This window comes from Pelagicoccus mobilis (assembly GCF_016595505.1).
In the GTDB taxonomy this organism is placed as follows: domain Bacteria; phylum Verrucomicrobiota; class Verrucomicrobiia; order Opitutales; family Opitutaceae; genus Pelagicoccus; species Pelagicoccus mobilis.
Genome location: NZ_JAENIL010000041.1, coordinates 45,063 through 58,819, shown reverse-complemented (window position 1 = coordinate 58,819; position 13,757 = coordinate 45,063). Strand labels below are relative to the sequence as shown.

At 53.0% G+C, this 13,757-nt stretch carries 9 protein-coding genes; 7 read left to right on the top strand and 2 right to left on the bottom strand.

Features of this window, described 5'->3' with window-relative positions; all coding sequences use genetic code 11:
- The first annotated feature begins 11 nt into the window (after positions 1-11).
- A complete protein-coding gene (gene gltS, locus JIN87_RS19795) occupies positions 12-1,226 on the top strand; it encodes a sodium/glutamate symporter (protein ID WP_200357349.1) in 1,215 nt (404 codons plus the stop codon).
- 369 nt (positions 1,227-1,595) lie between these two features.
- Here the strand turns inward: gltS and JIN87_RS19790 are convergent, their stop codons facing one another.
- Positions 1,596-2,117, bottom strand: a complete 522-nt coding sequence (locus JIN87_RS19790; protein ID WP_200357348.1) for a hypothetical protein — start codon at positions 2,115-2,117, stop codon at positions 1,596-1,598.
- 46 nt (positions 2,118-2,163) lie between these two features.
- Positions 2,164-3,285 (bottom strand): hypothetical protein, encoded by a 1,122-nt coding sequence (locus JIN87_RS19785; protein WP_200357347.1) that lies wholly within the window; start codon positions 3,283-3,285, stop codon positions 2,164-2,166.
- Between the two features lie 162 nt (positions 3,286-3,447).
- Between JIN87_RS19785 and JIN87_RS19780 the strand changes: the two genes are divergently transcribed.
- The 6 genes from JIN87_RS19780 (at position 3,448) to JIN87_RS19755 (ending at position 13,714) form a co-directional block, all read left to right on the top strand.
- Positions 3,448-4,515: a CNNM domain-containing protein gene (locus tag JIN87_RS19780; RefSeq protein ID WP_200357346.1), complete on the top strand. Its 1,068-nt coding sequence runs from the start codon at positions 3,448-3,450 to the stop codon at positions 4,513-4,515.
- Positions 4,516-4,698: 183 nt separating this feature from the next.
- Entirely contained in the window at positions 4,699-7,323 is a 2,625-nt protein-coding gene (locus tag JIN87_RS19775) for a glycoside hydrolase family 2 TIM barrel-domain containing protein (protein ID WP_200357345.1), read from the top strand.
- 123 nt (positions 7,324-7,446) lie between these two features.
- Entirely contained in the window at positions 7,447-7,977 is a 531-nt protein-coding gene (locus JIN87_RS19770; RefSeq protein ID WP_200357344.1) for a sigma-70 family RNA polymerase sigma factor, read from the top strand.
- Positions 7,974-9,302, top strand: a complete 1,329-nt coding sequence (locus JIN87_RS19765; RefSeq protein ID WP_200357343.1) for a discoidin domain-containing protein — start codon at positions 7,974-7,976, stop codon at positions 9,300-9,302. Before JIN87_RS19770 ends, JIN87_RS19765 begins: the two co-directional genes overlap by 4 nt.
- A gap of 47 nt (positions 9,303-9,349) precedes the next feature.
- On the top strand, positions 9,350-12,271 hold the full coding sequence (locus JIN87_RS19760; RefSeq protein WP_200357342.1) for a PSD1 and planctomycete cytochrome C domain-containing protein: 2,922 nt from the start codon (positions 9,350-9,352) through the stop codon (positions 12,269-12,271).
- 18 nt (positions 12,272-12,289) lie between these two features.
- A complete protein-coding gene (locus JIN87_RS19755; RefSeq protein WP_200357341.1) occupies positions 12,290-13,714 on the top strand; it encodes a DUF1501 domain-containing protein in 1,425 nt (474 codons plus the stop codon).
- The last annotated feature ends 43 nt before the right edge of the window (positions 13,715-13,757 follow it).

Sequence of the window (13,757 nt, the reverse complement as noted above, 5' to 3'; positions counted from 1 at the left end):
CCCCCCAAGCCATGAACGAACTGAAAATCGATACGGTCGACACCCTTATCATCAGCATTATCGTTCTCTATCTTGGCAATGTGCTGACTCGACTCATCCGCCCCCTTCAAAAATACAGCATCCCGCAAGCTGTCACCGGAGGACTGATTGTCAGCTTCACCATCCTTATCGTATCCAAATTGGGAGGACCCCAAATCGCGTTCGCAATGGAACTACGCGACGCGCTCCTGCTCGCTTTCTTTAGCACCATCGGACTCTCCGCCAAATTCTCCAAACTCAAAGAAGGCGGCAAACCGCTCCTCATCCTACTCACCTGCGCCTCCGTTTTTCTGATCGTGCAAAACGGCACCGGAGTCCTGCTTGCGAACCTATTTGGAGCTCATCCAGGCTATGGGCTCTTCGCCGGCAGCGTCTCCTTCGCCGGCGGTCACGGGACTGCTATCGCTTGGGGCCAAGAAGCAGAAGCCGCCGGACTCGACCAAGCCGGACTGGTCGGGATCGCCTTCGCCACCTTCGGCCTCATCGCTGGCGGAATCATCGGCGGCCCCGTAGCAGAGATGCTTATAAAGAAAAACAAGCTCGATCCGGCCACCTCCGATCAAGAGCAGCCCATGATGGTATCCGCAGAGCCCGAGAAAAAGCTCGAGCCCGTCACGATGCGACGCGCCTTGAGCACCGTTTTTACCCTCGCCATCTGCATCTCCGTCGGCTCCCTCGTCAACCGCTTCTTCTTCTCCGCAGGCGTCATGCTTCCAGGTTTTCTCACAGCCATGATGGTAGGCATCATCATCACCAACCTCTCCGGCGTATTTAAGAAAGAAATACGGCAGTCCGATTTCGACAAAGTCGGTGAAGGAGCTCTTCAGCTCTTCCTCGCCATGAGCCTCATGAGCCTCGACCTCCAGTCACTGGCCAGCGCCATGGGAGTCGTCTTCACCGTGCTCGTCATTCAAGTCATAGTGATAACCATTTTCGCCGTATTTATCGTTTTCCGCGTGATGGGCAAAACCTACGACGCCGCTGTGATCTGTGCCGGTTTCACCGGCCTCGGCCTAGGAGCTACTCCTGTGGCAATCGCCAACATGAACGCCGTCACCAGCAAATACGGCCCCTCCTTCCAAGCCTTTCTCGTCGTGCCTCTCGTTGGGGCCTTCTTCATGGACCTCATCAACGCCCTCGTCATCAAGTTCTTCCTAGGACTCCCCATGATGCAAGGCGTCATGTAGATTATTCATCACCACTTTGCGAGCAGTCGCGCGTCCTAACAACAGCGTACAAAGCGATGGGGAGCGCTCTCCCTGAAGTGTCCGTTGCGCGCCTCGCCGAAGCTTAACGCGAAGGCGGGTCCCCAACGGACACATGCCCGCGAAAAAAGCAGGCTCTACCTGCTACCTGCATCCGCAACCTGCCACACCACAGTTCCACCACTGCTCTTGGCGATGAACCCAAAAAACGTCTGCGCAGTTTGCTACGTAACGTTACGTTCAAAACTGCGCAACCTAATCAGCACGCAACAACCCCAACGGCCACAATCACATAGCGTCCCCAAAAGAAAAAAAGGGCTTCCCTCTGCAAAAAGGAAGCCCGCGTCACGACTAGTAAGTCGCGCTTTCCATAATCTCGGTCAGCTTGGTCGGAAAAGCTGGCATCGCTTGCGCGATCTTCAAATCAATGGCTGAATCGATCACACGGTCGATTTGCATGAATCGCGTCGCCTGAGCCGCGTCGAGCTCAGTCGAGATCTGCGCGTAGTACTTGCGGCGAATCTTCAAACGCTGCTCCGTCAGATCAAAGGCTCTGATCGTCAGCTCTGTCGCCGTCTCACCAGTCGTCTCAAACTCCAAGTCGGTGAAATAGTCCTTAATCAGATCGATTCGCGCGTTCTGTATCACGGCCATCTCTTCGATGTATTTCTCATAAATCGGCCAAAACACAGCCGCCTCATGAGGCTCGAATCGCATCGACTCGGAAATAACGATAATCCGGTCCTTCTTAACCGTTTCCCGAACCACATCGACGAAATGCTCTACATCGATATCCTCCTGAGCTTGTAACGAAACATTCGAAAGCAAGGAAGCTAACATTACTACTAACAAGACAACTTTGTTCTTTTTCATTTTCTACTATTTTTTGGATACATTTTAATCAATTAACAAAATAGAGTCACTGCTCCGCCTCCTGCTTTTCCTTCTCAATGTCCTCCAGGATGGCACGCTCCATCACCTCGAAGCTCCGAAGCTTCTGGATGATCTCACGCTTGCGCTTTTTCTTCGTGCGGATGAAATCGTAAAATTCGTCGATGTAGCGGATGGCCCCCTTCAAATCAGCCCCCTCCAGCAATCCCGAATTCTGCCAGAGGTCGTATATCTCATCCTTCTTTCGATCGTAGTGGATAAGCGTATCTTGGAGCGTTTCACGCGAAACGCCCATTCCGCGATAATGCCGATCCCTTACCGAAAGATTTGGAAAGTGCGGATCAACAATCGCATAAGGAGTATTCACAATTCCTGACAAATCAAAATCGTACGGAACAGGGATATACTCATCATCCTTTCCATTCGGGATAAACACCTTCCCATTGTGGCAACATTCCTCTTCCCCTGTGAAAAAGCTGAAGTCCGTATTGCCCACGAAAAACTGAAACAGCTCCGCTCGACAAAGGTCCTCATGCGACACCTTCGAAGGCAAAACATGCCGCCCTTCAAACATCGTCGCATCCATGCGCTCTCCCAGCGAGTCGTTATGCTCGATGAAAAACGCGACATGCTCGTCTACCTTCTCTTTCTTTCGCTCAGTATCCAGATACTCGATCCGAGCTAATCGAACCCGGAAACTGCGATCCGTTATGATATTGTAGGTGCGATAGCAGAGGTACTCCTTGTAAATGTAGTTCTCGAACGATGAAAAGCCATCGCGGCAATGCGACACGATCTTCACCTTGTCCAGGCCATCGAAAAGCGTCCCTTTCACCTGGGACTTCTTGAAATTTACCCAATAAGGCGGGAAATGACAGGTCGAGCGCAAGCGACGATACTTCCCCCGCGCTCGGATCTTCACATCCGTTGACTGAGCAACTCCCGCCTCGTCCTCCCATCGAACCACCCCCTCCAGCCACTCAAGATCGTCCCCACGCTGCTTTTTGAGCGAGGTAAGCGGAGCTTCCAAACGGATCAGCACCTCTTCGTGCGAACCGAAGAATTCGTAGTTCGGGGCTTGTGCAGCAGCCGACAAGCCCGAAATAAGCCAGAAAGCCGCCAAGCAAGAGACAATGGGTCTAGAGTACATAGAATTTAAATCCTAGACTCAACCTAGCACACAAATTGCAAAATGGGAAATAGGACTAAGGTCCTACCTCTAGAGCGTAGCAAAGGACACAAAATCGGGACAAAACCGCACCTCTCACTTTGAGTTGCCGAAACCCGGAGCTATATTCTTAGTAATAACTCAGTGATTGCTCTATTCGGATTCTTGATACTCGCCCTAGGCGTTTCCTTCCTTTGCTCCATCCTCGAAGCCGCGCTTCTTTCAATGCCTCCTTCCTTTGTCGAAACCGAGGAACGAAAAGGGACCGCATACGGTAAGCGGCTCGCTCAGGTAAAACGCGATATCGATCAATCGCTCGCAGCCATCCTCACGCTCAACACGGTCGCCCACACCGTCGGCGCCGCCGGGGTCGGTTCCCAAGCAGTCGCCCTTTTTGGCGAAGCCTATTTCGGTGTGATTTCAGCAGTGCTCACCTTGCTGATCCTCCTGCTATCGGAGATCATTCCCAAAACGCTCGGAGCCCAGCACTGGCGCTCTCTCTCCAAATTCACCACCTACACCTGCCACACGATCGTGATCCTTACCTACCCGCTGGTAGCCCTTTCCAAGCGGATCACCGCCCTGCTCCAAGCAAAAGGAAAAGAAAACGTCAGCGTAAGCCGCGATGAAATTGTAGCCCTCGCTCAACTCGGAAAGACCGAGGGCGTCCTCGCCGACAACGAATCCCGCATGATCCGCAGCCTCATTCGCTTCCGCGATCTCCGCGTAGAGCACATCATGACCCCGCGCACCGTACTGGGCAGTCTTTCAGAGGACGTCACCTGCCAGGAAGCCATGGACAAGCCGCAGATCATGAAATTCACCCGAATCCCGCTGTATTCGACCAATAAGGACAGCATAACCGGCTACGTCCTAAAAACTGACATCCTTCAACAAATCGCCACCGGAACCCCCGAAACCCAACTCAGCAAGATAAAGCGGAAAATCCGTTTCGTATCCGAATTCGACACACTCTCAAAACTCTTCGACGAACTACACGTGCAACACGAACACCTCGCCATCGTCGTCGACGAATACGGAGGCACCAGTGGCCTCGTCACTCTAGAAGACCTCATCGAAACCCTCCTCGGCCTCGAGATCGTCGACGAGTCCGACTCAGAGGTCGACATGCGAGAGCTCGCCCGCAAACGCTGGGAGAAGCGCGCCCTGGAAATGGGAATCATTTCCGAAGAGGAAACGACTTCAGATTAGTCACGGTTCCGCCAGGAGATTAAAGCTGCCAATGAGCATGCGAAAACTCTCCATCTCGCAACGGTTGCGTTTAAAAGAATAACTTAAAATCTACAGACGTAGATGTGAATAAAGTACTAGGATCAGTCATCATCCTAGAGGTCGCTTCCGCCTGTTCTGCTATGTTGCAAGCCATTGAACACTATGCACTCCAACAAAACGCTTCTCACCCCAATCCTGGCCTCCCTTCTCGCAATGATCATCGCCTCCGCCGCAATCTGCCGTCAGATTTCCGATTTCAACTACGACTGGAAGTTTCACCTCGGTGACCTTGAGCAAGCTGAGCAGAGCAATTTCGACGACAGCGAGTGGCGCTCTCTTCGTCTCCCACACGACTGGAGCATTGAAGAGGGTTACGCGCCCATGCTCGATCTCGAGGAAGACCAAAATCTCTCAGTCGAAAAATCAGAAAACGACAATAACCTCCCGACCGGAATCGAATCGCAAAAAGGCGACGTGTTTCGACGCACCGCCGCAAGCACCGGATTCGTTCCAGGCGGAATCGGATGGTACCGCAAGACCTTCGAAGTCGATAAAGCAGATCAAGGAAAACACATCAGCATCGAGTTCGATGGCGTCTACACTCGCTCCAAAGTCTGGATCAACGGGCATCTCTTGGGCTATCGTCCCAATGGATATATCAGCTTCACATACGATCTGTCTCCATACTTAAACTACGGCGGCAAAAACGTCATCGCCGTGCGTGCCGACCATTCAAACTACGTCGACTCCCGCTGGTACACCGGCTCGGGTATCTATCGCAACGTACGTTTGGTCACGAAGGCCGCAACTCACATTCCCCAGTGGGGAGTAAGCATCACGACTCCTGAAGTCACCTCAGAATCCGCAAGTGTCGCTTTCGCAGTCGATACGTATTCAGAAAACACGCTCAACGACGCGACACTCGAGCTCATCATAACGGACAGCCAAGGGAAGAAAGTCGCCCAATCAAAAGCAACCGTGGCGTCCCATAGCGGTATATCCACTACAAGCAGCGCTTTAAAACTTTCCTCACCTAAACTCTGGAGCATCGATTCACCGGAACTCTACACCGCTCAGATCAATCTCCTCGTAGGCGGCAAGACGATCGATTCCACCACAGAAAAATTCGGGATTCGCACCGCAGAGTTCGACTCCAACAAAGGGTTTGTGCTGAACGGGGAGCAGGTTAAGATCAAAGGTGTAAACCTCCACCACGACGCCGGAGCAGTCGGGGCAGCCGTCCCAATCGACGTCTGGCGTCGCCGCCTCGAATTGCTGAAGTCCATCGGCTGCAACGCGATTCGTACCGCCCACAATCCCTACGCCCCGGAGTTCCTCGACCTCTGCGATGAAATGGGGTTCGTCGTGGTTGCCGAGTTCTTTGACGAGTGGAATGAAGCGAAAGACAAGAACGCGACCCAGCTCGGGTCTGTCGATGCTCCTGATAGCTGGGACAACGGGTATTCAGAATACTTCGACGAATGGGCGGAACGGGACCTGAAGGACAATATTTACCGCGATCGAAACCACCCTTCCATCATCATGTGGAGCATCGGCAACGAGATCGAATGGACCTACAAGTACTACACCAAAGCCTACCACGAGGTGAATGGGAAGGTGAAGTACTACGAATTCGAGCCAAACTACGATCCCGCTGCTAACAAGGCAGCCTTTGACAAAGTTGCGCCCGAGAACGACGAGCTCGTTCGCATCGCCACAATGCTTGCAAAGTGGACACGCGAAACTGATCCGACCCGAGCAGTCACCGCCGGCCAAGTCCTCCCCGTTGTAGGTTTCGCGAGCGGGTACTCACAACTCCTCGACGTAAACGGCTTCAACTACCGGAACACCGAATACGATGGAGCTCACGCCGCCTACCCCGACGCGAAAATAGTCGGAAGCGAGAACAACGGTAACTGGGAGGAATGGAAGGCAGTCGCAGACCGTGACTTCGTAGCAGGCATCTTTACTTGGACAGGATTCGCCTACCAAGGAGAGGCGGGCCCTTACCCTAAGAAAGGTCTCAACATTTCCTTTTTCGATTTCGCCGGGTTTAAAACAGCTCGCGGGCACTTCTTCGAATGTCTCTGGGAGGAGGACCCTAAAGTCTACATCGGCACCTGCCCGCTCGCGGATTCAGAATTCCGATACGACGAAGAAAAGGGCTTCAGCGTAGAACTCGATACCTTCTGGCTCCGTCGCTGGACCTGGTACGATACCCGCGACTCCTGGAATTATGAGCCCGGCGAGAAGGTGGTCGTACAAGGCTACAGCAATTGCGAAGAAGTAGAACTCTTCCTCAACGGAAAGAGCTTCGGCAAACAAAGCGTTTGGGATCACGAAGACCACTTCGCGAAGTGGCTCGTGCCTTTCCAATCGGGAGAGCTCAAGATCGTCGGCTACAACAACGGAAAGATCGCCGACCAGTACACCTTGGAAACGGCCGGAGCGCTGAGCCAGATCACCCTCTCCGCGGATCGCAAATCGATGGATGCGAACCAAAACGATGTCGCACATATCGAGCTCGAGCTGCGGGACAAGAATGGCGTTCGTATTCCCAACGCCGACTGCGAGGTCACATTCGAGTTGTCCGGTAACGCTCAACTAATCGGCGTCGACAATGGTTCCGAGTACAACGTCCAAAACGCTAAAGCCGACAAGATAGAGACTTACAATGGCCGGGCGTTGGCCATCATCCAAGCGGGAAGCGACGCGGGCAGCGTTACGATCACAGCAAAAGCCAAGGGAATAACGTCCAACGAAATTCAGATCAGTCTGGCCGAATAGGACCTCCCGGGGCTGCTTCAGAGACCTCGCTGCAAGCGCTCCGCAAACACCTTCTAATCCCGTTTATTAGAAAACTTAAAATCACTGCGTCATATTCGCCGGCATTAGGGTATAATCCAGAGAATGAGTTTGCCCGACCCCGATTTTGACGAGTCCTTCGTCACTGAGATTACAGAATCTCAAAGCCTGCTGCGTGCCTACATCCTGAAACTTGTGGGATGCCGGCAGGCTATGAAGGATATTCTTCAGGATTCAAACGTGGTCATCTGGCGCAAACGCATGGATTGGGATCCGCAAACCCCTTTCCTGAAATGGGCCTACAGAATCGCTTACTTTCAGACCAAGGCCTGGCTGCGGGACCACCAACGTCAACGGCTGCGCTTCTCCAGCAAAACGCTTGAATTGCTGGCAAACGAGGAACCCAATCCCGAACGGCACGAAGACGTTTTTGACGCCCTCGAACTCTGTCTCTCGAAACTCAACGCCTCAAACCGCGAGATCCTCCTCAAACGCTATCAGGGGACCCATACCGTAGAAGAACTGGCCATTCAACACGAACGGTCCCCCAACGGCTTCTCGCAGCTATTGCGACGCCTCCGCACCAAACTGGCGCAATGCATCGAAATCCAACTTAACCAAGCAGCCCAATCATGAGCGACAACTCCGAGCCCCGATTCGATACCCTTGTCTGGAAGTTTCTGGACAATGAAATGACTGAAGAAGAACTCGCAGAGCTTGAGACCTTGCTCGTAGAGAATCCGGACCTGCGATCGCGCTACCAATCGCTCGTATCGATTCACGATGGACTCGACTCAATAGCGCTTCCTGAGACTGAGCCGCTCGAATTCGAAAATGCCTCCGAATCCAAAACCTCCAATCGGTGGTCTCCGCTCGTCACCTTCGCCCTGGGCGTTGCTGCGAGTCTCGCTATCGTATTTCTTGTATCCAATTTTACTGAAGAGGAGCTAAGTTCTGGTGTGACACTCCTTGCCGAGGAAAGCCCAAGGTGGAGTGGGTACGAAGTCGAAGTAGGAGAAATCGTAAACTTCAAGACGATGAACCTGCTTCAAGGTGCGGTTACCTTTCAGTTCCCAGGCAACACGCAGGCGACAATTGAAGCACCGGCGTCTTTCCAACTGCTAGACAACGAAACGATCGAGCTCCAACTCGGCACTATAACCGCTATACACAACGGTGAGCCGGGCACATTTAAAGTGCAAACCCCTCTGGGGCTCTTCACCGATCTCGGTACTGAATTCGGCGTCTCTGTCGGAAAAGGAACCCTCAACTCTATCGTCACCGCTGAAGTTTACGATGGAGAAGTCGTTCTCGAAACGAAGGAGACCACTGATCATATGCTCAAGGGAGATGCGCTCGCTCTTGTCGGCGATAACCTAAGCATCCAAAAATCCGATACCCTTTCCGGAAAACCTGTAAAGGTCCGCCAACGCTTCGCCCTCTCACCAGATTCCGGCAAACTTAGTCCAACAGTAAACCTTGCCCTCGGCAAACCTGTCACCGCGAGCAGTTTCTACAATCGCCCGAGCAACGGGGAATCTTTTTATCCGACCGCTGTCACCGATGGACGACTCGCAGATTCGGGAAGCCCGGGTGATTGGTCCTTCTGGCTCGCCGAGAATCACCAATCCGGAGAGTTTACAGTTGATCTGGAATCGATAGAGACAATCCACCGTATCGAACTTCAAAATACGCGTAACAGATGGCACAACGACCGAGGGACAGACACCTTCAGAATAGAGACATCCGTTGACGGCGAAAACTTCACCTACCTACTCGAGGGACAGCTTCAATCCATCGTCTCCTACGATCCGTCTTCCTATGCCTTCGAAAGCTTCACGTTCGAAGCAACACAAGCCCGTTTCGTCCGATACATCATCACCAAACATATACCAGATCCAACCCCTAACCCGGGACTTTCCGGTTCAAGCGGTGGCCTAAATGAAATCCGAATTTTCTAAAAAGCTTTAAGTCCTTCTTACCCGTGTTGCCAAATTTACCCCAACCTATGTCAAAAAGACTTATCCCCCTCATCGCCCTTTCGGCGTGCTCTAGTGCCTTCGCGAACCTAGATGAGATCAATTTCAACCGCGACATCCGCCCTATCCTTTCGGATAAATGTTTCTATTGTCACGGCCCGGATGAAGAAACCCGCGAAGGCGATCTGCGACTCGATATCAGAGAGGACGCAATCGAAGCCTACGCCATCGTTCCAGGCGATGCAGAGGATAGCGAGCTGGTCTATCGCATCTTCACTGAAGATCGCGAGGACATCATGCCTCGCCCCAGCAACAACAAGCAGCTTAGCGAAGACGAAAAGCAGCTACTCGTGCGCTGGATTAATGAAGGGGCGAAATACGAGGAACACTGGTCCTACGCAGCAATCGAAAAGGTCGCGTATCCAAGTATCGACGACATTGTTAAGAACGAGCTCGAAAATCGAAATCTCTCCAATTCGCCTGAAGCTGACAAAAACACTTTAATCCGACGCGTATCACTCGACCTCATCGGGCTTCCTCCTACTCCCGATGAAGTAAAGGATTTCCTGGCAGACAAATCCCCCAAAGCTTACGAGAAACTCGTCGATCGCCTGCTCGCATCACCGCACTATGGAGAGAAGATGGCAATCTCATGGCTGGATGCGGTACGCTATGCAGATACTGTCGGGTACCACGGAGACCAGGAACGCGATGCATCGCCCTTCCGCGACTACGTCATCGAGGCATTCAACCAAAACAAGCCCTTCGACCAGTTTACCATCGAACAACTCGCAGGCGACCTTCTCCCCAACCCAACGGTAAAACAAAAGATCGCAGCGAGCTATAATCGCCTCAACCAAATCAGTGCGGAGGGCGGGATCCAAAACAAGGAGTACATCAAGAAGTACCAAGCCGAACGGGTTCGCACCACTTCAACCGCCTGGCTCGGCTCAACACTGGCCTGTGCGGAATGCCATGACCATAAGTTCGATCCGTTCACGGCAAAAGACTTCTACAGCATGGCCGCATTCTTTTCCGATATCCTGGAAAAGGGAGCCTACACAGGGGACGGTTCCTATCAAGAGGACATCCAGCAGTATCTAAATTCTGTCTACGACTCCGATAGTTCATTCGGCCCGGAACTCACAGTCCTCAACGAAACCTTTCACCAAGATCCCGAGTCAGTTAAAAAACGCATCGCTCAAAGCGAGAAAAAGCTAGCAAGAGGATCCGCTAAAGCGAAGGCGGAGTTTAAGTCATGGCTACAATCGCAAGCGGAACTCCATAGCCGCAATGTCCTCGATTCGTATCCACTCTCGGATGACTCCAAAAATGTTCAGGCCAAACTAGACCTTCCAACCGACTTACCTCCTCTCTCGGACTGGGCTTCACTACACTTCGAGGCCAAAGCAGGAGGATCCGCTCCCGCTATCGGGTTGAAGATCGACTATCAAGTTGGAGAAGAGAGTTTGACCAAGGGCTATACTTGGGGACCGACCTGGCTCATCAATTCTCAAGGGGCCGCCCTTGAGCAAGTGGGTGAAAAGCTCCGAAGAGGAATGTGGCTTCCGCTGGAACTCTCCGTGCGAGATATGGGCCTTCCTGAAGAAGCGATCGTGCTATCAATCACTCCGCTTCGTCCTTATCAGGGTGCCGTCAAAAACCTAGCCCTGAGGACGCAATATCTTGGCTCGATCGATGAGAGCTTAAGCCCTGAGGGACAAGAGACACTGCAGAACCATTTGGAAGGCGAAAAGGTCGATACCTCGAAGCTCCGAAGAGAGTTCTTCTTAAACCACTCGCAGGAGCTCAAGGAACAACGCACCGAGATCGCCGCTTGGAAAGAGGAACTCTACGGCGAGCGCTACACACCTTTAACCATTAGCGCCAAACCGAGAGAGGTTAAAGTCCTGCCCAGGGGGAATTGGATGGACGAAAGCGGCGAAACAGTCCTTCCGGCCAGCCCCACTTTTCTCCCCAACCCAATCTCATCTACAGACGACAAGAGGCTGACTCGTCTCGACCTGGCCGAGTGGATCGTTCATCCAGACAATCCCCTCACCGCCCGTGCGTACGTCAACCGTCTTTGGGCTCTGTTCTTTGAGAACGCTCTCTCCGCAGCTCCCGAAGATCTCGGCTTGCAAGGCGTATACCCAACGTATCCAACTCTTCTAGACTGGCTTGCCGCAGAATTCATCGAATCAGGCTGGGACGTGAAGCACATCGTCCGCGAGATCGTGCTTTCACAAACCTATCGTCAATCCAGTCGAGCAACTCCCGAGGAAGCGGCAGCTGATCCAAAGAACGAACTTCTAGCCCGGCAAACCCCAATCCGACTGTCTGCCGAAATCATCCGTGACAACGCCTTGCGAATAAGCGGCCTTCTCAATCCACAATTCGGAGGGAAGAGTGCACGACCGTACCAACCAGATGGATACTATGACAATCTGAACTTCCCCAAGCGAAGCTACATAGCCGACCAAGACGATTCCCAATATCGACGCGGAGTCTACATGCACTGGCAACGCACCTTCCTTCACCCGATGGTATCCGCCTTTGATGCAGGAGGACGAGACGAGTGCATCATCAAGCGAAACCAATCGAACACCCCACTGCAAGCTCTGACCTTGCTCAACGACCCAACTCAAGTGGAAGCGGCTCGAGCCTTCGCCGAGTCTCTGGTCAAAGAACGGGGTAGCGAAGAGAAACGAATAGAGACAGCCTATCTACGCGCCCTAGGCCGCGAACCATCGCCCTTGGAGATTTCAACTCTAAAAGAATTCCTCAACCGGGAACGGGAAAGATTCGAAGCAAGCCAGAACGATAGCACTCCCTTCCTCGAAATCGGTCTCAAAGCAACGAACGAAAGCGACAGTCAAACTGAGCTTGCCGCCTACACCAGTCTTTGCCGGGCGATCCTCAACCTGCACGAAACCATCACACGCTACTAACCCCTAAGCCTGATCAAGATGTCCTATTTCCACAACTACGCTCCGCACCTAAACCGTCGCACATTCCTGAAGAATTCACTGTCCGGAATCGGCCTTCTCGCCCTAGGCGATCTGCTTGGAGGAGAAACGATCGCTTCGGCCAAGCTCCCGAAGATCGAGCACGGCATGCACCACCCCGCAAAGGTGAAGCGCATCATCCACCTTTGCATGGCTGGCGGTCCATCTCACTTGGAAACGTTCGACTACAAGCCGATCCTAGAGAAACTTCACGGTCAAGCGATGCCGGAGTCCATAACAGCCGGCCAACAAATCGCCCAGCTGCAAGGCAAAGAGCTCAAGGTTAAAGGCCCTGCCTACGGATTCCAACGACATGGCGAGTGCGGCATGATGGTCAATGATCGCTTCCCGCACATTGGTTCCGTAGCGGATGACATCGCGGTGATTCGCTCCATGTACTCCGAGCAGATCAACCACGACCCTGCCCACACCTTCATGAATACTGGGTCGATTATCCCGGGGCGTCCAAGCATGGGAGCCTGGACCCTCTACGGACTCGGTAGCCTTTCGTCCGACCTTCCTGGATACGTCGTTCTCACCTCTGTGGGAGGCGGCCAGGGTCAACCCATTTCCGCACGCCAGTGGCACAACGGCTTCCTTCCAAGCAAACACCAAGGCATCCAGTTCCACTCCAAAGGCGATCCAGTTTATTACGTTAACAACCCGCAAGGAATCAGTCGCGAATCCCAGGGAGACCTCATTGAAACGATCAATGGCTTAAACTCCCACCTTGCCTCGCAACGCCATGATCCCGAGATCGCAACCCGCATCGCCCAATACGAACTCGCCTACCAAATGCAGGCCTCGGTTCCCGAGCTCGCGGATTTCTCCCAGGAGCCTCAGGCGGTTCTCGATATGTACGGTTGCGAACCGGGCGACGGATCATTCGCCTCTAACTGTCTCATGGCACGCCGTCTGGCAGAACGAGGGACCCGTTTTATCCAGCTCTATCATCGTGGCTGGGACCACCACAACAACTTGCAAAAAGGGTTCGCGACCGCAGCCGAATTGACAGACCAAGCGACCGCTGCACTCATCAAAGATCTCAAGATGCGAGGCATGTTCGATGACACACTGATCATCTGGGGTGGAGAGTTTGGACGCACTCCTATGTCACAAGGCGCTGATGGCGACGGACGCGACCATCACATCAAAGGCTTCTCAATCTTCCTCGCCGGTGGCGGCATCAAAGGTGGAACTGTCTACGGATCAACTGACGAATTTGGATACAATGCCGAAGAGAATCCAACCTCAGTACACGATCTCCATGCAACGATGCTTCACCTCCTAGGCATCAACCACAAACGGCTCACCTATCGTTATCAAGGCCGCGACTTCCGCCTCACCGACGTACATGGTCACTTGATAAAGGGCATACTCGCCTAGCTCCAAGCTAGATCACTTAGAGCCAGCGTCGCAGCGTCCGGAA